General features: G+C 73.0%; 18 protein-coding genes. 6 read left to right on the forward strand and 12 right to left on the reverse strand.

The annotated features are described in order from the left end of the window. The first annotated feature begins 332 nt into the window (after window positions 1-332). Window positions 333-2,063 (forward strand): ABC transporter substrate-binding protein, encoded by a 1,731-nt coding sequence (locus ACWKZU_RS11235; protein WP_449282417.1) that lies wholly within the window; start codon window positions 333-335, stop codon window positions 2,061-2,063. Here ACWKZU_RS11235 and ACWKZU_RS11240 read toward each other — a convergent pair. From ACWKZU_RS11240 to ACWKZU_RS11255, 4 genes are all read right to left on the reverse strand, one after another. Further along, window positions 2,035-6,276, reverse strand: a complete 4,242-nt coding sequence (locus ACWKZU_RS11240) for a DUF3376 domain-containing protein (RefSeq protein ID WP_449282418.1) — start codon at window positions 6,274-6,276, stop codon at window positions 2,035-2,037. The genes ACWKZU_RS11235 and ACWKZU_RS11240 overlap by 29 nt on opposite strands. A gap of 182 nt (window positions 6,277-6,458) precedes the next feature. After that, window positions 6,459-7,124: an SRPBCC domain-containing protein gene (locus ACWKZU_RS11245; protein WP_449282419.1), complete on the reverse strand. Its 666-nt coding sequence runs from the start codon at window positions 7,122-7,124 to the stop codon at window positions 6,459-6,461. A 2-nt stretch (window positions 7,125-7,126) separates the two neighbouring features. Then, entirely contained in the window at window positions 7,127-7,651 is a 525-nt protein-coding gene (locus ACWKZU_RS11250; RefSeq protein ID WP_449282420.1) for an ArsR/SmtB family transcription factor, read from the reverse strand. 288 nt (window positions 7,652-7,939) lie between these two features. After that, window positions 7,940-8,974, reverse strand: coding sequence for a tRNA uridine(34) hydroxylase (locus tag ACWKZU_RS11255; RefSeq protein ID WP_449282421.1), 1,035 nt, complete (start codon window positions 8,972-8,974; stop codon window positions 7,940-7,942). A 168-nt stretch (window positions 8,975-9,142) separates the two neighbouring features. On the opposite strand from ACWKZU_RS11255, the gene ACWKZU_RS11260 reads away from it, so the two are divergent. Both ACWKZU_RS11260 and ACWKZU_RS11265 read left to right on the forward strand, forming a co-directional pair. Next, window positions 9,143-10,543 carry a pyridoxal phosphate-dependent decarboxylase family protein gene (locus ACWKZU_RS11260; protein WP_449282422.1) on the forward strand — a complete coding sequence of 467 codons (1,401 nt, stop codon included), beginning with the start codon at window positions 9,143-9,145 and terminating at the stop codon, window positions 10,541-10,543. A gap of 279 nt (window positions 10,544-10,822) precedes the next feature. Beyond that, window positions 10,823-11,773, forward strand: coding sequence for a MerR family transcriptional regulator (locus tag ACWKZU_RS11265; protein WP_449282423.1), 951 nt, complete (start codon window positions 10,823-10,825; stop codon window positions 11,771-11,773). Between the two features lie 210 nt (window positions 11,774-11,983). Here ACWKZU_RS11265 and ACWKZU_RS11270 read toward each other — a convergent pair whose 3' ends face one another. Next, window positions 11,984-12,787 carry a FadR/GntR family transcriptional regulator gene (locus ACWKZU_RS11270; protein WP_449282424.1) on the reverse strand — a complete coding sequence of 268 codons (804 nt, stop codon included), beginning with the start codon at window positions 12,785-12,787 and terminating at the stop codon, window positions 11,984-11,986. Between the two features lie 158 nt (window positions 12,788-12,945). Between ACWKZU_RS11270 and ACWKZU_RS11275 the strand changes: the two genes are divergently transcribed. Then, window positions 12,946-13,497, forward strand: coding sequence for a YbhB/YbcL family Raf kinase inhibitor-like protein (locus ACWKZU_RS11275; protein WP_449282425.1), 552 nt, complete (start codon window positions 12,946-12,948; stop codon window positions 13,495-13,497). Between the two features lie 189 nt (window positions 13,498-13,686). Here ACWKZU_RS11275 and ACWKZU_RS11280 read toward each other — a convergent pair whose 3' ends face one another. Next, window positions 13,687-14,820 (reverse strand): FAD-dependent oxidoreductase, encoded by a 1,134-nt coding sequence (locus tag ACWKZU_RS11280; RefSeq protein WP_449282426.1) that lies wholly within the window; start codon window positions 14,818-14,820, stop codon window positions 13,687-13,689. 162 nt (window positions 14,821-14,982) lie between these two features. On the opposite strand from ACWKZU_RS11280, the gene ACWKZU_RS11285 reads away from it, so the two are divergent. Further along, complete coding sequence (locus ACWKZU_RS11285; protein ID WP_449282427.1) at window positions 14,983-16,248, forward strand: helix-turn-helix domain-containing protein; 1,266 nt, start codon at window positions 14,983-14,985, stop codon at window positions 16,246-16,248. A 97-nt stretch (window positions 16,249-16,345) separates the two neighbouring features. Here the strand turns inward: ACWKZU_RS11285 and ACWKZU_RS11290 are convergent, their stop codons facing one another. The 5 genes from ACWKZU_RS11290 to ACWKZU_RS11310 all read right to left on the reverse strand — a co-directional run bounded on the left by ACWKZU_RS11290 (window position 16,346) and on the right by ACWKZU_RS11310 (window position 19,605). Beyond that, the gene (locus ACWKZU_RS11290; RefSeq protein WP_449282428.1) at window positions 16,346-16,726 is read right to left on the reverse strand and encodes a rhodanese-like domain-containing protein; all 381 of its coding nucleotides are present in this window, start codon (window positions 16,724-16,726) and stop codon (window positions 16,346-16,348) included. A 50-nt stretch (window positions 16,727-16,776) separates the two neighbouring features. Further along, window positions 16,777-17,424 (reverse strand): DUF4395 domain-containing protein, encoded by a 648-nt coding sequence (locus ACWKZU_RS11295; protein ID WP_449282429.1) that lies wholly within the window; start codon window positions 17,422-17,424, stop codon window positions 16,777-16,779. Next, window positions 17,405-18,823 (reverse strand): MBL fold metallo-hydrolase, encoded by a 1,419-nt coding sequence (locus ACWKZU_RS11300; protein WP_449282430.1) that lies wholly within the window; start codon window positions 18,821-18,823, stop codon window positions 17,405-17,407. Before ACWKZU_RS11300 ends, ACWKZU_RS11295 begins: the two co-directional genes overlap by 20 nt. A gap of 193 nt (window positions 18,824-19,016) precedes the next feature. After that, window positions 19,017-19,391, reverse strand: a complete 375-nt coding sequence (gene trxA, locus ACWKZU_RS11305; RefSeq protein ID WP_449282431.1) for a thioredoxin — start codon at window positions 19,389-19,391, stop codon at window positions 19,017-19,019. A 28-nt stretch (window positions 19,392-19,419) separates the two neighbouring features. Then, window positions 19,420-19,605 carry a hypothetical protein gene (locus tag ACWKZU_RS11310; RefSeq protein WP_449282432.1) on the reverse strand — a complete coding sequence of 62 codons (186 nt, stop codon included), beginning with the start codon at window positions 19,603-19,605 and terminating at the stop codon, window positions 19,420-19,422. 125 nt (window positions 19,606-19,730) lie between these two features. Here ACWKZU_RS11310 and ACWKZU_RS11315 point away from each other — a divergent pair, with 125 nt between their 5' ends. Continuing rightward, window positions 19,731-20,027, forward strand: a complete 297-nt coding sequence (locus tag ACWKZU_RS11315) for a metal-sensitive transcriptional regulator (RefSeq protein ID WP_449282433.1) — start codon at window positions 19,731-19,733, stop codon at window positions 20,025-20,027. A gap of 115 nt (window positions 20,028-20,142) precedes the next feature. Here the strand turns inward: ACWKZU_RS11315 and ACWKZU_RS11320 are convergent, their stop codons facing one another. Beyond that, complete coding sequence (locus ACWKZU_RS11320; RefSeq protein WP_449282434.1) at window positions 20,143-20,637, reverse strand: Lrp/AsnC family transcriptional regulator; 495 nt, start codon at window positions 20,635-20,637, stop codon at window positions 20,143-20,145. Window positions 20,638-20,789 lie beyond the last annotated feature (152 nt).

Here is a 20,789-nt window from a genome sequence, read left to right on the forward strand (position 1 = left end):
CCGAACCCCTCAGGTGGATCGCGACGAAGGGCCTGTATGCGGCGTACGGGATCGCGGATCGGGCGGAGCTTGCGGGTCGGGTGAAGACGTCCCCGATCGCGCATCTCGCCGATGTGGTCACCGGACGCCACTGACCCCCCGGCCTCTCCTCCTGGTCGAGCGAACACAAACCGCAACCCGGACCCCTTTCCGCTGGTTGAGCGGAGCGCAGCGGAGTCGAAACCGGGGGAGCCCGCCGTGCTCACCGGCGGGGCGCCACGAGGGAGTTATTCTTGAACCGCGATGGCGGCCTCCGCGCCGGAGCCGTCGGAGCGGAAGCGCGAAGGAGCGGTATGGACCAGGGCTTCGAGTTCGAGGGAGTACTCGATCAGGCGGCCCCGCGGGAGGCGCTGTCGCCCCAGATCCCGGACCAGCTGTGGGACTACGCCCGCGCGTTCCTGCGCATCGAGCGCCAATCGCTGAAGTTCGTCTGGCGTTCGCAGCAGATGTGGCTGGACGTGTCGTTCGAGCGGCGCGAGGCCATCGACGCTTCGGGCCGCCCCGACCCCAAGGTGCTGGTGAGGGCGCAGGAGACCGAGCTGCCGTGCGGGATCACGGCCCGCGAGCTCGACGTGATCACCCTGGTCGCCCTCGGGCTCACGAACGGCGGCATCTCCGAGCGCCTCGGCACCTCGGCGCGCACCGTCTCGACGCAGCTCGAGCGGCTCCTGAAGAAGCTCTCGCAGACCACCCGAGGCGGACTCGCGGCGCTCGCCGTGGATGCGGGCCTCCTCCGGCTCCCCCTGCCGGGCGGGGCGCCCGAGGCGGGAGGCATCGGCGTGGCCGATCTCGAGCTCGCCGCGCGGCACCGCACGGATTACTTCCACTCGCCGATCCGCAGCTATCGCTCGGGGCGTTCGCCGATCCCGCTGGGGCTCGTGATCCCGACCGGGGTCGGAGGGGACAGCGAGCAGCTGCGTCAGGGTGCGCGACTGGCCGTGGACGAGCTCAACGAGCAGGGCGGGGTCGCGGGGCGCCGGATCCAGCTGATCGAGGTGCAGGTCGAGATGTTCGACTGGCGGAGCGTGCGCGCGGGGCTCGAGGAGCTGTTCGAGGCGGAGGTCGCCGCCATCTGCACGGGCTACGTCAGCGCCGAGCACCCCGACTTCCTCGAGCTCATCGCCGACTTCGGGCGCCCCTTCCTGCACACCGCGACCTTCGGCGCCGACGTGCTGCGCATGCAGTCCGATCCCTCGCGCTACTCGACGGTGTTCCAGACCTGCGCCTCCGAGGTGCACTACGGGCCGGGCCTGCTGCGCTTCCTCGCCGCCCTGGAGTCGGAGGGGCTGTGGGCGCCGCGCCAGCGGCGCATCCTGAGCCTCGAGCAGGCGTCGCAGAGCATGCGCCTCACCTCGGAGTCGTTCATCGAGCGGGCCGGAGCCGCGGGGTGGGAGGTGGCGCCGCCCATCTCCACGCCGGCCGGCGCCACCGACTGGGAGGCGGCCATCGAGCGGGCGCATGCGATCGAGCCGGATGTGCTGTTCGTCGCGAACTTCCTCGAGGACGAGCTCGTCGGCTTCCAGCAGGCGCTGCTGCGGGATCCGCTTCCGGCGCTCGTCTACACCGTCTACGCGCCCTCGATCCCGAGCTTCTCGGAGCGGCTCGGCGCCCAGGCGGACGGGGTCGTGTGGGCCACCACCACCGGCACCTACGACGACGATCTGGGGCGCCGCTTCCGCCGCAAGTACACCGAGCGCTTCGTCAAGGAGCCCGGCTGGTCGCAGGCCGGCGCGGCCTACGACCAGGTGCGCATGCTCGCCGCGGCCTGGTCCGCCGTGGACGCGCGCAGCAGCGAGGAGGTGATCCGCTACCTGCGGCGCTGGCCCCACCGCGGGGTCAACGGGGTCTACTACTTCGGCGAGCACGGGCAGGAGCCGCTGCTCTACCCGGACACCACGCTGGACGCCGCGCTCGGCCAGGCCCACCTCGTCTATCAGATCCAGGATCGGGGTCAGGTGCTGCTGGCGCCGGAGCCGTTCGGACGCGTGCAGGACTTCAAGACGCCCCACTGGGCGCTGCCGTAGCGGCCCCGGGCTCGACCGGCTCCCAGAGGGAGTCGTCGGACCAGGCCCGGGTCTCGAGCCGCAGCCACGCCGGCAGGAACCACAGCACGTTCCCCCAGGCCAGCACGGCGAGCGCCCACCGCCACCACGGCAGCCCCGCCTCGAGGCCGCAGCAGGCGGTCTCGGCGATCAGGGAGAGCTCGCCGATCCGCACGGGCGGCACCAGCAGCACCGCGGCCGCTGCCGCCGCGGCGAGCAGGGGGATCCAGACGGACCCGGCTTTGCCGACGACCCCCGCCGTCAGCGCCGCGCCGGCCGCGAGCAGCCCGAGCACGACCCACCCGATGAGCAGCGCGTGCGCCGCCACCGCGAGGGACTCGGGGCTGCGCAGTCCGCCGGCGATGAGGGAGCGGACGGCGGGGGCGACGATCGGCGCCGCGATCGCGACGACGGCGGCGGCCGCCGCGATCACGCCGAACGCGGCCGAGTCCTTGCGTGCCCCCGCGGGCGCGCGATCCCGCACCCGCAGCATGGAGGCCAGCGCCACGGGCAGCAGGGCGACCCCGACGACGGCCCAGAGCGTCGCCATCGCGCCGTCGCCCGCCTCGTCGGCGAGCCGGGCGCCGAGGAGCGCGCCGGCCATCGCCGCTACGGGGATCAGCGTGCGCACGGCGGCCCGCCGCGCCATCTCCCCGCGCGTGCGCTCGGGGAGCGCGGTGGGAAGGATGACCTCGAGCTTCCGCCAGCGCTGCGAGGCTCGGACGGCGCCAGCCAGGAGGGCGGCGAGCAGGGCCAAGGCGATGACGAGCAGCATCAGCCGGCTCGGATCCGCGGCCCAGACCGCCTCGGGGCGGAACGCGCAGAGCGGGAGCGGCGCGCCGTCGGAGACCGCGTCGACGCAGCCGGCCGCGCGTCCGTCCGCCGCTCCCGCGCGGGCGAGCGCGAGGCCGGCCACGGCGAGCGCACCGGCGGCCGCGAGCCGCGGCACCTGCGCGACTCCCGGCAGGAACACCAGGACCGGCGCGAGCAGGTGCACCAGTGCGGCGAGCGGCGCCTTGAGCGGAAAACGGGCTCCGATGAGCGAGCGGCTCGCGACCCGGAGGGAGCGGTGCGCCGTCGCCGTGAGGTAGCTCCCGCTCAACCGGCCCAGCCCGCCCTGCCGCCCGGTCAGGAGCTCCACGGGGGAGTGGGCGCCGGTAGCGGCGCCCACGTCGTCGGCGTCTTCCGAGGGCTTCGCCGAGCCGCCCGCCTCGTGCCGCAACTGCTGGGCGACGAGCTCGGCCAGGGCCGAGGGGTGCAGCCGGGCGTCGCCGTCCGCGTCAGCGGTCGAGGAGAGCTCCTCGGTGAGCGTCGCGGCCGCGTCGATGCGGCCCCACCACCAGTCGCCGGTGCGCCAGTCGCTGCTCAGGAAGCCGCCGAAGTTCATGATGAACAGCGAACCGGCGAGTTTGGCCTCGGGCGGCAGCCGGAAGCGGCCGCCGAGCTCGCCCGCGAGCCTCGAGGCGTACTCCTCGCCCTCGCGATCCCGCACGATGCGCTGCGCGACCATCTCCACGTGCACCTCGCGCAGCCGCCCGAGGGACTCCCGCAGCGGCGAGCCGTCGGCCGCCGGGGGATCCCACCGCCACCGGCCGTCGAGCGTGGCGAAGTACGGCGCATCCCGGGAGGACGGTTCGCCGATCACCGAGAAGAGCGGCGCGATCCGGCGCACCCCGGTGGCCGGGCCCGCGGCCGCGAGCGGCGGCAGCAGCTTCCAGGGGCTCTCGGCCCACCAGTGCTCGGCGGGGTACTCGTCGGCGTCGATCGCCTCGGATCGCCCCGGTCCCGGGGGCACCGCCCCGCTCATCGGGATCTCGTCGCGGGAGTCGTCGTCCCGCGAAGCCTCGTCGCGGGAGTCGTCCGTCGCGGGGTCGGACGGTGCGGTGGGCGCCGGCGACGCGGGCAGCAGCTCGACGAGATCGCGGAAGCACCCCTCCAGCATCGCCCACAGAGCCCCGAGGCCGTCCTCGGGCGACGCCGGCCACCACACCTCCTCGCGCACCAGCGAGGGATCCCGGGACGGCCCTTGGTCGGCGCCCTCGGCGCCGGTCTGTCCGGGAGTGCCGCTGTACGCATCCGCGACCGCGAGCAGCCGGGCCTCCATCATGCGCTCCCCCGCCTGCAGCGCGTCGTACAGGCGACCCCGCAGATCCTCGCGCTGCTCGCGGCGATCTCGGATGAACGGCACGGCGCCGGGGGCTTCGGGAGCGGCGACGCGCAGCACCAGCTCGAGCCACTGCACGCACTCCAGCATCCACAGCGCCGTCTCCCGCGCGGCGACCGGATCGCGCGCGACGCGCGCCAGGTCCTCCTCGCCGTTGCCCGCATCCGTCAGCCGGTTCACCCGGGCGCCGAGGTCCATCCGATCGACCCAGTCCGCGGCGCGATCCGGATCCTCCGTCCAGGTGCGGCGCGGCCGCACGTCGTTGCCCAGCTGCCACGCCTCGGTGTCCGCGAGCACCGAGATGATGAGCGCGTGGTCGCGCGACGCCCGCGAGCGCGCGTAGGCGCGCAGCTGCTCGTCCTGGGCGGCGGGGGCGGTGGCCTCGACGGGCATCGTCGCGAGCAGCTCGTAGCGCCCCTCGCGCACCCAGTGCTGCAGCAGCGAGCGCTCGAGCTCGGCGCGATCCTCGCGGGCGTTCTCGCTCCGCTTCGCGGAGAGCAGCCGCAGCAGCACCGAGGTGAGGTCGCCGAGCCGCTCCGCGCGCCGCTTCGGGGGATCGGGCGGGGGCGGGGGCGTGGGATCGAGGTAGAAGAGCGCGCGCCGAACGGGCACCCGGGAGCCGCGCATCCCGATCGCGCGGTAGGCGCGTTCGATCGGGATGTTGTCGAAGACCCCGCCGTCGACCACCCGGAAGGGCCCGGCGCTGCCGCTCGCCCGATGCTGGAGGAAGGCGGCGCTCATGTCGATCACGCGCGCCTGCTCGCCCGTGAGGAGCGCCTGCTCGGGGATCTCCTCCTTCGGGCCATCGCCCGGCACGGGGGCGAAGGACCACACCGTCGAGGGTTCGAACGCGCCCGGGAACGACGAGGTGGTGCGGGCCGCCAGCGCGAGCCGGCGCAGCGCGGCCGTGCGCTCGAGCCGTCGCGACTCCTCGGCCGGGTCGTCGTTCGGGGCGCCGTCGGGGGCGCCGTCAGCCGGGTTCTCGGAACCGGCGCTGCGGGCGTCGGTGTCACGGGCGTCGGCGTCACGGGCGTCGGGAACGCCGGAACCGGGGATGTCGGCGTCGGCCACCCCGGTGGCGAACCTGAACCCCGCCCGGCCGAGGCGGATGTCCGGGTGCCGGGCGTCCTGCGCATTGACGACGGTCGCCGAGAGGTCGATGCTCACCTCGTCGACCTGCAGCCCCGGGTGCGGGGGCATCGGAACGGGATCATCGCCGGTCCGGGGCTCCGCGAAGAACTTCTCGAGCTGTTCCAGCACCTTCGCGGCGAAGTACTCGTCGCCCCGCAGCAGCGACTCCACCGGCCCGAGGCCCTCGTGGCGCAGCAGCTCGTGGAAACCGCCCGCCGTCCGCCAGGTCTCGAGCGCCTGCTCGACCGAACGTCCCGCGCGCTGCGCCACGGCGAGCAGCACGCTGTTGAGCCCGCCTGCACTCGCTCCCGCGAGCACGTCCAGCACCACCCGGTGGTAGTCGCGACGAGCGAGCAGCAGCCCGTAGCGCGCCGCTCGCTCGACCACGGGCGCCGGCGGCGCCGAGTCGGCGTCCCACGCGAGCACGACGGCCACCCGGTCCCGGCCGCGGAAGACGCGCAGCGCGCGCAGCAGGTCCAGTTCGGCCACGGCGCCGCCGATCCATACGGCCAGGCTCACGCCGCCGCGCATGGCGAGTGCGAGCTTCAGCGTGCGCCCGCGCAGGTCGGCGGGCTGCCGCGGGCCGATCCCCGGCCCCGTCCACCGTGCGGCGCACGCGAGCGCGTCGTCCCAGGCGCGGCGCATCTCGTGCCCGTCCGCCGTCCGCGGCACGGGGAAGACCCGGACGGCCACGCGTTCGCCGATACCACTCGTGCCGGCACCCGGGGCGGCGTCCGCGGGGGCGGTGAGGGCCGGGGCGTCGGTCACGGCGTCCGCGCCGCTCGCCGCCGCATCCGGTTCAGCGCTCGCGCCGGCCACCGGGTCCGGGAAGTGGAACGTGCATCGCTCCGCCTCATCGGCGCAGTGCTGCCCATCGGTGCTGCTGCTCGCTCCGCTCATCACCGCTCCTCGCTCGACCCGCGATTCTGGTGGCGTTGATCATATACCGCGTGTGCGCTCCCGATGCGGGAGCCCTGAGCACGATCGGGTAACGGTCCGGGCGCGCCGGATCGAGGTCCGCGGCCCGGATCCTCGGATCGGGCCGCACTCCTCCGTCGGCCCTCGCCGATCGGGCCTCCCGGTCAGGCGCCGGGCATCTCCCCGGTGTAGAAGCGGAAGGTGGCGTCGGCGCCGCGCGCCGCCGTCTCGCGGTCGGCGCCGGAGGCGACGTGCGCCTCGCCCCAGCAGTCGGCCGCGGCCCGGTAGAAGGACTTGCCCTCGTCGGTGACGGCCCAGGCCTCCGCCTCGGCCGGGGAGAGCGATCCCTCCACCGCTCCGAGGTGCAGCGACAGGCCCAGGAGGCCGCCGTCCCAGCCCACGCCGGTCGCGCCGGGCCCGAAGGCGTCCCACATTCCGGCCGGCACGTCGGCGACGCGCGCGGCGTGCTCGAGCTCGAGGCGGGTGCGCTCCGGGCCCGCCTCCGCGAGCCGGACGGTCACCCAGCTCGTGCCGCCGCCGAACTCCCAGGTGACGCGGTACTCGGCCGCGCCGTCGGCCGGGGGAGCGCACTCGAGGATCTCCCCGCCCGCGTTGCCCTCGAGCTGGTAGCGGCCGCCGAGGCGCAGGTCCCCGCTCACCGGCAGGAACCACCGCGCGATGCGCTCGGCCTTCGTCGCGGCCTCCCAGACCTCCTCGATGCCCGCGGGATACTCCTGCGCGAGCATCTGGATGCGCGTCTCCTCGCCGTCCACGTCCTCCGTGCGCAGTGCACGCGTGACGGACCCGACCTGCTTCGATACGTCGACCATGATCATTCCTTGCTCTCGTGGGTTCGGGGATCGCCGGAGCGGGGGCTCCGGCCCGGTGCTGCCCGGGGTTCGGGGTGCGCGGTGCGCGCGTTCTGCGCGGTGTGCGGGGCGACGGAGGGATCGGTGCCGGTACGGTCGCCGATGTGATCCTCGCCGTCGCGGTCGGCGGCCACGCGCTCGGCCTCGAGCCGGCGCTGCCGCTTGCCGCGGGCGAGCTCGGTGCCGAGCGCCGCCAGCGGTCCGCGCCAGAACCGCTCGAAGGAGCTCAGCCACTCGCTCGCCTCGCGGGGCCCGTGCGGATCCACCGCGTAGAGCCGTCGTGCGCCCTCGGGGCGCACGGTCGCGAAGCCGTTCTCTCGCAGCACGCGCAGGTGCTGCGAGACCGCCGGCTGGCTGATCCCGAACTCCCCGGCGATGACCTCTGCGATGGAGCCGGCGGGTTCCTCGCCGTCGACGATGAGCTCGAGGATGCGCCGGCGGACCGGGTCTCCGAGAACGTCGAGCGCGTGCATGGCTCCATTGTTCATCTGCAACTTATATAAGTCAAGAGTGAAATGATTCTCGACGTGTCGCGGCGGGTGCCTCCGGCGCGGGCTCGCACGTCGTCGCCTCGGCGCGTCGCGGTGATGCGCTCCCGGCGCAGGGTTCGCGCGGCGTCATCCGGTGGAAGCCTGCGAGTCCCCGGGTTCGCGCGGCGTCATCCTGCGCGAGCCTGCGAGCCGCAGGATCCACCGCCCCCGCACGGATTCCGCGTGCCGCGACCAGCCCGCACCCGCCGCGTGCCGCACGAGGGACGCCGATCGGCGCGACCTCGCCTACCGGGCCGCCTCGGGCCCCGCGGCCGAGAGAGCGTCGGGGCGGGCCCCGGATCCTGAGCCCGTATCCGCATCCGCATCCGCATTCGCCGCGTCCGCGCCGGCGCTCCCGTGCGCGCGGCACCTCGCGTCCACGTGCGTCGCGCAGGCGACGAAGCGATCCCTGCAGGAGGGATCCGCGCAGTTGGCCAGGCGGTTCGACGCCGTACCGCACACCGTGCAGCGCCCGAGCACGGCCGCGCCGGGTGCGAAGTCCATCGCCTCCCGCCCGTCGAACACGGCGAGGGATCCCTCCCAGAGCCCGTCGTTGCCGAAGGCCTCGCCGTAGCGGACGATCCCGCCGTCCACCTGGTAGACCTCCTCGAAGCCGCGATTCCGCATCGCAGCCGACAGGATCTCGCAGCGGATGCCGCCCGTGCAGTAGGTGACCACCGGCCGGCCCTTGATGTCGTCGAAGGCCCCGCTCTCGATCTGCTCGATGAAGTCGTGCGTGGTGCGGGTGTCGGGCACGATCGCGCCCGTGAATCGCCCGATCTCGGCCTCCCAGGCGTTGCGCCCGTCGAAGAACACCACCTCGTCGCCGCGCTCCTCCACCAGCCGGTTCACCGCCTCGGGTGAGAGGTGCTCGCCGCCGCCCACCACGCCGTCGGCGTCGACCCGCAGCTCGTCGGGGATCCCGAACGCCACCAGCTCGTCGCGCACCTTGACGCTGAGCCGGGGGAAATCGGCGATGCGGGCCCAGGGCGCCGCGCGGTCGACGCCGTGCAGCCGTTCGGGCGCGGTCGCGGTGAAGCCGGTGCCGTCGCTCCACTTCACCTCGAGCCCGGCGAACGGGCCGTACTCCCGGGTGCGCCGCAGATAGCGCTTGCAGGCGTCGATCTCGCCGCCGACGGTGCCGTTGATGCCGTGCTTCGAGATGATGATGCGGCCCCGCAGGCCCAGCGACTCGCACAGCTCCCGCTGCCACAGCCGCACCGCGCCGGGATCGGCGACGGGGGCGAAGACGTAGTACAGCAGGATCTTGGGGTCGCTCACCCGACCATGGTAGTCGTGGCGGTGACGCGCGGTGCCGCAGCGGCGCCCGACTTGCGCGCGCCGACCCCGACCGCGCACACTGGCAGCATCGGCTCCGTCGCGATGGGGCCACCGGAGACAGCACGTCGGGGTCGGGCCACCGGACCCCGGCCCAGCGAGAGGCCAACGATGACCGACGAGCCGACCCAGCCCGCGCACACCCGCATGCACTCCGTCTCGCCCGAGACGCAGGACATCGTCGACCTCGTGCTCGACTACTCACGCCGGCGCATCCTGGCGACCGACACCCCGCTCGACCACGCGGCCTCCCCGAGCGAGCTGCGGCGCCTCGCCGGCACCACGATCAGCGAGGAGGGGCTCGGCGGCCGGCGCGCGCTCTCGGTCTTCGAGCTCGTGCTCGCCCCCGCCTGCATCACGACCGATCACCCCCAGTACCTCTCGTTCATCCCGAGCGCACCCTCGAAGGCGGCGATCGCGTTCGACCTGGTGGTCTCGGCGAGTGCGCTGTACGGCGGATCGTGGCTCGAGGGCGCCGGCGCGGTGCACGCGGAGAACGAGGTGCTGAGCTGGCTCGCGGCCGAGTTCGGCCTGCCCGAGGGCGCCGGGGGCGTGTTCGTGCAGGGCGGCACGATCGGCAATCTCTCGGCGCTGGTCGCCGCCCGCGACAGCGCGCGGGCCCGGCGCGAGGAGGGCGGGGGATCGCCGCGGCCGGATGGCGGCTGGGCCGTCGTCTGCAGTGCCGAGGCGCACTCCTCGATCAAGTCGGCGGCGCGGGTGATGGACGTCGACGTGATCCCGGTGCCCGCGGACGAGGACGGCGTGCTGCGCGCCGGCGGCGTGCGCGCGGCGCTCGAGGCGCACGGCGAGCGGGTGTTCGCGGTCGTCGCCACGGGCGGGTCGACCAACTTCGGGGTGGTCGACGACATCGCGGGCATCGCGGCGCTGAAGGACGACTTCGACTTCTGGCTCCACATCGACGGCGCCTACGGGCTCACCGCCATGCTCTCCCCGCTCGCCCGGGACCGCTTCGCGGGGGTGGAGCGCGCGGACTCCGTGATCGTGGATCCGCACAAGTGGCTGTTCGCGCCCTACGACGTCTGCGCGCTCATCTACCGCGACCCCGAGACCGGCCGCCGGGCGCACACGCAGCACGCCGAGTACCTCGACACCCTCACCGAGGCCGGCGACTGGAGCCCCTCCGACTACTCGATCCAGCTCACGCGCCGACCGCGCGGCCTGCCGCTGTGGTTCTCGCTCGCCACCTACGGCGCCGGCGCCTACCGCGAGGCCGTCACCGCCTCGATCGCGCTCGCGCGCCGCATCGCCGACGAGATCGCGCAGCGGCCGGGCCTGCGCCTCGTGCGCGAGCCGCAGCTCTCCGTCGTGGTGTTCGAGCGCGACGGCTGGCAGCGCGAGGACTACGACCGGTGGTCGGACCGGCTGCTCGCGGAGCAGCGCGCCTTCGTGGTGCCCAGTTCGCACGCCGGGCGCCCCAACACCCGCTTCGCGATCGTCAACCCGCTCACCACCTTCGAGCAGCTCGCCGGGATCCTCGACACGATGGAGTAGAGGCCCCGGGGCCGCCGCCGGCACCCGGCCCGTGGCCGAGCGGTCGCACCGGGAGCTCCTGTCCTCCGCGCGCAGCGTGCGCGGCACGGCGAGTCCGGCGAGTCCGGTCGCAGGACCCGCACCGCTGCGGCCTCCACGACCGTGCGGAGGACCGGGCTTCCGGCCACTGGACTCCGGGCGCTCGAGGGGTTCGAATCCTGCGCTTGACCTTGACGCAACGTCAACTCCTACCGTGGAATGGTCCACCGGGAGCGCCGAGAATCGGGAGAGGAGGCCGACGTGGAGTACTCGATCCAGGAGATCGCCAGGGCGGCGGGGGTGACCTCGCGCACCCTGCGGCACTACGACGGCATCGGCCTCGTGACTCCGAGCCGCGTCGGCGACAACGGCTACCGCTACTACGACGACCGCTCGCTCGTGCGGCTGCAGCGCGTGCTGCTGCTGCGCGAACTGGGACTCGGGCTCGACGCGATCGGGCAGGTGCTCGCCGCGCAGGATGCGCAGGCGGCCGGCACGGCGGGAGATCCCGCCGCGGCGGAGGCGCGGATCCTGACCGCCCATCTGGACCTGCTGCGGCAGGAGCGGGGGCGGATCGAGATGCAGATCGGCTCGGTCGAGCGCACGATCGCGGCGCTGCGCCGCGCGCACTCCGGTGGGACATCGCACACCGCTGAAGGAGAGGATCTCATGTCGGAGAAGATGTTCGAGGGTTTCGACCACACGCGATATCGCGAGGAGGTCGAGCAGCGCTGGGGCGCCGATGCGTACGCGAAGAGCGATCGCTGGTGGCGCGGCCTCGGCGAGGAGGGGCAGGCCGAGTGGCGGAGCCGAATGGAGCGACTGGGGCTCGACTGGATCGAGGCCGCCCGGCGCGGCGTCGATCCGGAGTCGCCCGAGGCGCAGGGTCTCGCCCGCCGTCACGTCGAGTGGTTGCGGGGGATCCCAGGAACTCCGGCGTGGGAGGAAACGCGGAGCGTTTCCTCGCCGGAGTTCGTGCGGCCACTGCCGCAGCCGGCGTGGGAGGAAACGCGGAGCGTTTCCTCGCCGGAGTTCGTGCGGCCACTGCCGCAGCCGGCGGCCGAGGGCGGCGACCTGGCGGGCTACGTGCGCGGCCTCGCCGAGATGTACGTGGCCGACGAGCGCTTCGCCGCGAACTACGGCGGCGTCGAGGGTGCGACCTTCGTGCGCGACGCGCTGGTCGCCTACGTGGAGCGGGAGCTCGGCGCGTAGCGCGGTTCTCGTTCGCGGACCGGGCCACCGCGTCCCGACGAGCGCGCGTCAGTAGATGCTGCCTCACCTCCGGTTTGGCGACATCTACTGACGCGCGGAGCAGCCAGCAGCCAGCAGCCAGCAGCCAGCAGCCCTGCAAGCCTGCAGAGCGGGTATCTGGTGTGCGGCGGAGCAGGGGTCCGGGGCGCGGAGCCCCGGAAGGGTGCGGGCCTAGAGGCGCGCCCGCTCCTCGGCGGCTTCGCGCTCGTCGGCGGCCTCGCGCACCTGGTCGATGCGCTGCTGCTGCTCGGGGGTGCGGGTGAGCGGGGGCACGACCTCGTGCTGGTCGTTGACGATGACCACGTCGTGATCCACGTGGTCCACCATCGCGTGCACGGCGTCGATGAAGTCGCGACGGCGGATCGCATCGAGCACGCGGGCGTGATCCCGCTCCATCTCGGCGCCGGTCGCGACGTTGGCGAGCCGACCCCGGTGCTCCGGCGTGCGCAGCTGGTCGTTGATGCCCGCGTAGAGCGAGGCGAGCAGCCGGTTCTTGGCCGAGTCGAAGACGAGCCGGTGGAACTTGCTGTCGAAGGCGTTGTCGTCGCTGCCCGAGGCGAGTCCGAGCACGGGGCAGCGGGTGCAGCCGACCTCTTCGGCCGCCGCCCGTTCGAGCGCCGCGATGTCCTCCTCGGTGCGGTGGATCGACGCCTGCTGCGCGGCCTCGATCTCGAGGGCGCGGCGATAGCTGAGGATCTCCTCGAGCGTGAAGTCGGCGAGGAACTCGTTGAGCAGCGTGCTGGTGGGCGCCGCGGAGCGCACGAACGTGCCCCGGCCGGGGAGCGTCTCGAGCATGCCGATGCTGGCGAGCGAGCGCACGGCCTCGCGCACGGTGGAACGGCCCACGCCGGTCTGCTCGGCGAGTTCGGGCTCGATCGGGATCCGGCTGCCCACGGGCCACTCGCCGGTGGTGATCTTGCGGCGCAGGTACGCGAGCGTCGCGCGAGCGCGCTCGGATCCTGTCGTCATTGCCATGCTCACTCCGCTTCGGTTCGAGGCGCCTTCGTCTGCTGCTTCCGAGTATACCGGCCGGGGGTGACATGCCCCTGGAGACCCGGAGGAGCGGGCCCTATGCTGGGGCTGAGCTCGCGCGAGGCGCGGGTTCCAGAGGATCGAGACATCGAGGGAGAGCAATGACGCAGCCGAGCCGAGGCCCGATCAATCCGTACGCGGGAATGCGCGAGGTGCCGGGTTTCACCCTGAGCAGCACCGACATCGAGGACGGCGAACCGCTGCCCGCCGAACTGTACGCCGAGTATGCCGGCGGCTCGAATCGCTCGCCGCAGCTGAGCTGGTCGGGCTTTCCCGAGGGCACCCGGAGCTTCGCGGTGACGTGCTTCGACCCCGACGCGCCGACGGGGTCGGGGTTCTGGCACTGGGCCGTCGCGAACATCCCCGGGGACGTGACCGAGCTGCACGCCGGCGCGGGCGCGCTCGGCAGCTCGCTGCTGCCCGAGGGGGCCGTCACGATGCCCAACGAGAAGCGCGAGCCCGCCTTCACCGGTGCGGCTCCGCCCGAGGGCACGGGCGTGCACCACTACTGGTTCGTGGTGCACGCGCTCGACGCCGAGCGCATCGACGTCGATCCCGAGGCGACGCCCGCCGTCATGGGCTTCATGATGCGCGACTCGGTGCTCGCCCGCGCGGTCATCGTGGCCACCGGAGAGTACGGGGGCGCGGCCTGAGCGGCCTGAGCGGAGCGACGGCCCGGGGCGCGGCCTGACGGGCGAAACCGAGCCCGGTGCTCGACACCGAGCCGTTCAGCGCGAACAACCCCTGCGGGCTCGGAGAATCGGCTCGGACTCGGCCGCGGTCGGTGCCCGGTGCGAGGGCAGGCGCGGGGCCGAGGGCGAGGCGGGGAGGCCGACCGCGCCTCACGCCCCGTGCGACTCGAGCCGGAACGCCGCGGGCGGCTCGGCCGTGCCGAGCGTCGCGTCGGCGAGCACCCGGCCGATGGCGGGCACGAACTTGAAGCCCTGGCCCGAGAAGCCGGCCCCGACGGTGACGCGGCCGCGCGTGTCGAGCACGAAGCGCTCGGAGGGCGTCAGCGTGTAGGTGCAGCTCACCTCGACCGCGGAGTCGGGGTCGAGGCCCGGGAACCAGTGCGCCACGTGCTCGCGCAGCTGCGCGCGGGCCTCGTCGGGGGCGCGGAAGCGCCGGCGATCCGGATCCACCTCGTCGCCCGTCGCGTGGAACCCCACCTTGACGCCCTCGCCGGGCGTGAGCATGCCGTAGACGTTGCCGCGGTAGCCGGTGAGCCGCTCGTCCGGCTGGAAGTGGTTGAACGACGGCCACTCGGCCGACGCGAACTCCGGGCGCGCGGCGAAGTGCGCGGGGTGCTCCTCGGTGACGCGGAGCGGGGGCAGTTCCACGAGGCCGTCGAGCAGCGGCGCGCTCCAGGCGCCCGCCGTCACCACGACGCCCTCCGCCTCGGCCGATGCGCGCTCGCCGTCGGTCGCCTCGAAGGTGACGACCACACGATCCGCGCCCGGATCGATGCCGAGCACCCGGTGCCCGTAGCGCAGCTCCGCTCCGCGCTCCCGCGAGAGCGCGTCGAGCACCTCGAGCGCCTCGGCCGCGTGGATCCGCCCCGCGTCGCGGTTCACGAGCACCTCGCCCTCGAAGCGCATCCCGGGCCACCGCGCCGCGGCGGCCTCGGGCGTGATCAGCTCCACCGCCGCCCCGCGTGCCACCAGGGAATCGTGAGCGGCGCGCACCCGCTCGGGATCGCCGTGGGTGACCAGCCCGCTCAGCGTGAGCAGCCGCCGGCCCGAATCGGTCTCGAGCTCGCGCCACAGCCGCAGCGCCTCGTCGTAGAGGTCGAGGTAGTGATCCTCGGCGTAGGCGTTGTTCATGTTGCGGGTGGCGCCGTGCGAGGCGCCGCGGTCGTGGCCGGGGCTGAAGCGCTCGAGCATGAGCACGCGCAGGCCGCGGCTCGCGAGCTGCCACGTGGTCGCGAGCCCCATGGCGCCGCCGCCGACGACGATCCGATCGAACTGCTCCGTCATGCTTCCTCCGTTCGTGCGCGTACTGGTGCGCGATGCGTCGCCGGCTCGGGCGACACCCCGATCGTACGGTCCGATCGCGCGCCGCACGTTGGACAGATGTCTCATCCGGATGCGACACTCGACTCGTTCGGTGGCGGCGGGCGCCGGAGCGAGAGGAGTCGCATGAGGAGCGTGCAGCAGCTGATCGATCGCCTCGGTCGCCGGCTGGATCGCTCCGTCGCGCTCGACGACCCGGCGTTCGCGATCATCGCCTCCACCGCTCGGATGGGGCGGATCGACGACGCGCGCGTGGCGTCGGTGCTGGATCGCCGCACGCTGCCCGAGGTCGAGAGCTGGTTGCGCTCGCTGCGCCTGGACGCGGAGGCGGGGTGGCGGCGGGTGCCCGGGCACCCCGAGTACGCGACCCTCGACCGCGTGTGCTTCCCGATCCGGTCGGGCGGGCGTCTGCTGGGCTATCTCTGGGTGATCGACGAGCCGCGGCTCGGCGAGGCCCGGATCGCGGAGATCGGGTCGGCCTGCCGCGAGATCGCGGCGCAGCTCGAGTGGCAGGGGGCGCCCGTGCGCGCCGAGCTCGGCGAGGGGGCGCGGCTCGCGCTCGCCTACACGGTCGACGGCGAGGGCTCGGCTCTCGACGAGGCCCGGGCGGGCGGACTGCTGCGGGCGGGCGACGAGGTCGTCGTGCTGCGGGCGCTGCTCGGCGACGGGAGGCGCCGCGCGACCCCGGCGCGACTGCGCACCGTGCTCGCGGATGCGCTGGAGGCGCTGGGTGCGGACCGCATGATCGCCGCGCCGCACGACGGCGGGGCGGTGCTCGTCTGCGCCCCCGGCGACGCATCGGAGGCGATCGCCGCGCTCGGGCGGAGCGCCGAGCGGCGGGGCATCGGCGTGCGCGGCGTCGGCGAGGCGCGCGGGCCGGCCTCGGCGAGCGGCGCCGAGCTCCTCGCGCGGGCCGGCTTCGCGGCGGAGCTCGCCGCCGAGTCCGCCGCGCGATCCGAGCCCGGATCCCCCGCCTCCCGCGATCCCGCGCCGTCTTCCCGTGCCTCACGCGCCTCCCGCGCCTGGGAGGCGCTCGGGGCGTGGACGCTGCTGCGCGATACCCCACCCGAGGCGATCGCCGAGCTCAGCCCGGGCGCGGCGGAGCTGCTGGCGCGCGGGCGCACCGATCTCGCCGAGACCTGGCTCGTCTATCTCGATGAGAACCGGGACGCGCCGCGCAGCTGCGCCCGGCTGCACATCGGACGCGCCACGCTGTACCACCGGCTGCAGCGCATCCGCGAGTGCGTGGGCGAGGAGGCGTTCTCGGACGGCTGGAGCACCACCTCCGCGCACCTCGCGCTGCGGCTCTGGGCCCGCGTCGGCGGGGTCGGGGGAGCGGGCCGAGCCGGTGGTGGCGACGGAGCCGGTGGGGGCGCGCGCTCCGGTTCATGACCGGTTCCGATGCGTGATCGAGCCGCCGTGGGCCCGCCCCGCCCGCGGCCCCGGTGAACCCGCTCCATCGGCCAACCGGTTCCTGCGGCGAGCGGGATCAGCCTGCGAGCGGCAGGCCGGTCGCCTGAGCGGCCTGCTCGAGCGAGCCGAGGTTGGTGAGGTTGGTGAACCCGGCCTGCTCCATGAGCGCGATCGCCTGCCCGGAGCGGTTGCCCGAGCGGCAGTAGACGAGGTATTCGGCGTCGGGATCGAGATTCGGGATCGCCGCGGCGACGTCGCCGCCGGTGAAGTCGAGCAGCTGCGCGCCCTCGAGATGGCCCGACGCGTACTCCTCGGCGGTGCGCACGTCGAGCAGGATCGTCTCGTCGCCGACGTTCACGGTGCTCGTGCGCTCCGCCGAGCCCGGTGCTGCCGAGCAGGCCGCCAGACCGAGGAGCAGGGTGACGGCGGAGAGGGAGAGGGAGAGGGTGCGGCGCATGATCGCGCTCCTTTCGGGTGTGTCGTGTCGCGGACGATCCGGGGCGGGGATCATCCGGCGCTGCGGGGTGTCGTACGGGGTGCTGCCGGGCGCGGTGCCGGGCCGCCGTGTGCCGCTGCGTGCGGCATTTCCGCGTGCGGTGCCGTGCTCCGAGGCTCGTCGCCCGCGATCCCGCAGCTGCCGCCCGCGCAGTACCGGGGCGGCCGCCCGCCGAAGCGGGACTGCAGCGCGCAGCCGACGCAGATGCCGAACGCGGTCTCGAGGAACAGCAGCAGGAGGCAGAGGCCGCAGAGTGCGAGCGTCAGCTGGAACGGGGCGGCGAAGAGGCCCATGCTCGCGCAGGCGGCGAGGGCGAGACCGAAGCCGAGCCACCAGGCGAACTCCTTCTGCGGGGCGCCGACCCACTCGGGTGGCTGCCGCCGGACGGCGAGGCGGCCGAGGAACAGGGTCGGGGACCAGCGGTCGCCCGCCGTGACGCGCAGCAGCATGTCGATCATGAAGTACATGCCGAAGGGCTGCAGCGGCCGTGTCGTGCCGGTGAAGACCGCCGTCGCGAAGGCCGCTCCTCCGAGCAGCAGCAGAATGCGGGCTGCCGCCCGGACGGCGCGCTCGTCGATGACGGGGATCGTGTAGCCCGGGACGACACGGCCGATGCGGGGGATCGGCGTCCCGCCTGTTTCAGACGGCGACGGGCTCATTGCCGGGGATCGCCGACCAGGCCGCGTAGCTACCGTCGAGCTCGGCGATGTCGTAGCCGGCCCGGCGGAGTGCGCTGGCGGTGACGCTGTTCCGCACACCGCTCTGGCAGTAGGTCACGATCGTGCCGGCTCCGGGGTCGGGGAGTGCGTCGAGGTTCCAGAGCACCCGTCCGCCGGAGAGCTGCGCGGCGCCCGGCAGATGTCCCTCGGCGTATTCGGTGCGGTTGCGCACGTCGAGCAGCATGACCTTCTCGAAGTCTTCGACTTCTTCAGGCTGCACCAGCTTCGGCGCGATGAGCTCCAACCCGTCGAGCGAGGTGATGAAGCCGTGCACCGTGTCGATACCGACGCGCACCAGGTGATCGCGCATCTCCTGCGCCTCTTCGGCTGAACCGGCGAGGAGTACGAGCGGGCGCTGCTCGATCTTGGGATCGTAGACCCAGGCACCGTAGCTGGCGGCTTTCGCAATGCCGGGGATGTTCAGGGAACGCTCCACGGTGCCCTCGTGCACGAGGGAGTTGGCCCGGGTGTCGACGAAGATCACACTGTCCGCGGCGAGTGCGGCGTGGAGGTCGACGGTGGTGTATTCGACGAGCTCGGAGGCCTCGCCGATCACGGCGGGCCCGATCTTGTTCTCCAGCTTCATGCGGCCGAAGTAGGCGTGCGCGTCGGGCTGCCCGCTGAGAAGCTCGTCGACGAAGCCCTGCTCGTCGTTGTTCCGGAGGTACTCGGCCCACCAGGAGAAGTTGCGCTCGTAGCCGACGGTCGACGCGGGGATCGCGCCGAGCGCTTTGCCGCACGCCGAGCCGGAGCCGTGTGCGGGGAGCACCTGCACGTAGTCGGGCAGGGTGAGGAAGCGGTCGCGCAGGCTCGCGAAGAGATCCTTGGCCCCCTGGAAGCGGGTGTCGATGAAACCAGCCGCCTCGTCGAGCAGGTCGGGTCGGCCCAGGTCGCCGACGAACACGAAGTCGCCGGTGAGCATGAAGCCGGGCTCGCTCGACTGCGCTCCGTCGGTGACCAGGAACGACAGGTGCTCGGGGGTATGGCCGGGGGTGTGCACCGCCTCGACGGTGATGTTGCCGAGCTGGATGCGGTGGCCGTGCTTCATGCGCACGGCGCCGTCGAAGTCGGCGCCGTACGTCCAGTCGGGGCCGCCCTCGTCGGAGACGTACATCTGCGCGCCGGTCCTCGCCGCGAGTTCGCGCGTGCCGGAGAGGTAGTCGGCGTGGATGTGGGTCTCGGTGACGGCGACGATCCTCATGGCGTGCTTCTCGGCGAGTGCGAGGTAGACGCCGAGATCGCGGCGCGGATCGACGACGATCGCTTCTCCTTTCGCCTGACAGCCGATGAAGTAGCTCGCCTGGGCGAGGTCCTCGTCGTAGATGCGTTCGAGCAGCATGGTCGGTTCCTTTTTCGTCTGGGGCGGGTGCGCCCGGTCAGGGGCAGGTGCAGCGTTCGGCTTCGGGTACGCCGTAGAGGGCATCCTCGATGTGCTGACCGCAGCCGGCCCAGGTGGGCTTGCCGCAGGCGGGGCAGGTGATTCGTGCGCACATGATGAGGGTCCTTTCTGATGTGCTGGATCGGGGTTGTGGTCAGGAGGCGGGCTGCGTCTCGCGCTCGGCGATCTGCCGGCGCACGTCGTCCATGTCGAGGTCACGTGCGCCCTGGATGAGCTGCGCGAGCTGCGGCTCGGTGAGCGCTCCGGCCTGGGCGTAGACCGCGATCCCGTCGCGGAACACCATGAGGGTCGGGATCGAGGTGATGCGGAACTCGGCGGCGAGCTGCTGCTCTGCTTCGGTGTCGACCTTGCCGAACGCGATGTCCGGGTGCTGTTCCGAAGCCCGCTCGAACGTGGGCGCGAAGGCCCGGCAGGGTCCGCACCACGCCGCCCAGAAATCGACGAACACGATGCCTGCACCGTTCACGGTGCTATCGAAGGTGCCCGTTGTCAGATTCTTCGTCGCCATGACCTGCTCCTCCCCTTTCCGTCTCGGTTCAACGGCCGAACAGGCGTGAGAAGAACCCGCCCCGGTTCGCCTTGGCGGCATCGATCTGCGCCTGACTGTGTTTGCCGTTGCACCATTCAGAGGCGGGCACGCTCATCTTGACCATCGCCACGTGCTGGCCGCAGCCGGCCCAGGTGGTCTTGCCGCAGGTGCGGCACCTCGTCGCTCGGCACATCGGCCCGTCCTCTCTCTCGCTGATCAAAATACCCAGGGGGGTATTTTTCCTTCCAGAACTATACCCATGGGGGTATCCTGTCTGTCAAGCCCAGTCCGTTCACACGCAGAAAGCAGGCCCAGGCCATGGCGCACGCGACAGCAACCGGCACCCGCCCGACCCCGCACGACGAAGAGGCCAAGCGCAAGGTCGTGAATCGGCTGCGCCGCGCGCACGGACAGCTCGCGGCCGTGATCGGCGCGGTCGAGCAGGATGCGCACTGCCGGGAGGTGGTGCAGCAGCTCGCGGCGGTCTCGAAGGCGCTCGATCGCGCGGGGTTCCTCGTGATCTCCAGCGCGCTCAAGGAGTGCCTGACCGATCCGGAGGGAGAGTCGACCCCCGATCAGGACGAACTCGAGAAGCTCTTCCTCTCCCTCGCGTAGCGGCGCCCGGTCCTCCCGTCATGCTGCGCGCGGGATGGGGAGTGCGCGTTCCCCCCGCGCCCGTCTGACGCCCCGCGCCCGCCCGACGCCGCGACCGCGGCGGACAGCCGCCCGCTCAGGAGCGCCTGCGGGGCTCCGCCTCTTCCGGCACGGCGGCCTGCACCAGCGGCAGCGTGCGGTTCTTGAAGTGGCTCTCGAGGGAGAGCCGGGTGGAGACCCGCGCCACGCCCTCCGTGTTCGACATGAGGTCGAGCACGCGCTGGAGGTCGTTCGTGGAGCGGGTGACGATGGTCGCCATCATGTCGGCGTCGCCCGTGATGGTGTGGAGCTCGAGGAGTTCCGGGATCCTGGTCAGGCCTTCGGCCACCCGCTGATGGCCGATGGACTGCCGGATCTGGATGGTGCAGAAGGTGCGCAGCGGGTATCCGAGTGCGGCGGGATCGATGCTCGGCGCCTCGGACGCGATGATGCCCGTGCGCCGCAGCCGGTCGAGCCGGCCCTGCGCGGTGGCCCGTGCGACGCCGAGGCGCCTCGCGCACTCGACCACCGAGATACCCGCGTGATCGCTGATCAGCGTGATCAGCCGTGCGTCCAATTGATCGATGCTCATACGTCCTCCTCGACACCGGCACTCTACGGCAGGACCCGTCGATCCGTGCCCGTCATGCTGCGCGGAAGTCGCGGGATCCGCGGTGCGGATCCCGCGGCCGGTGCTCCGCGCGGGAGGACGGGATCGGCTCACTCGCGAAAACATCTAGTCAA

It is taken from the genome of Leucobacter sp., from assembly GCF_053528595.1.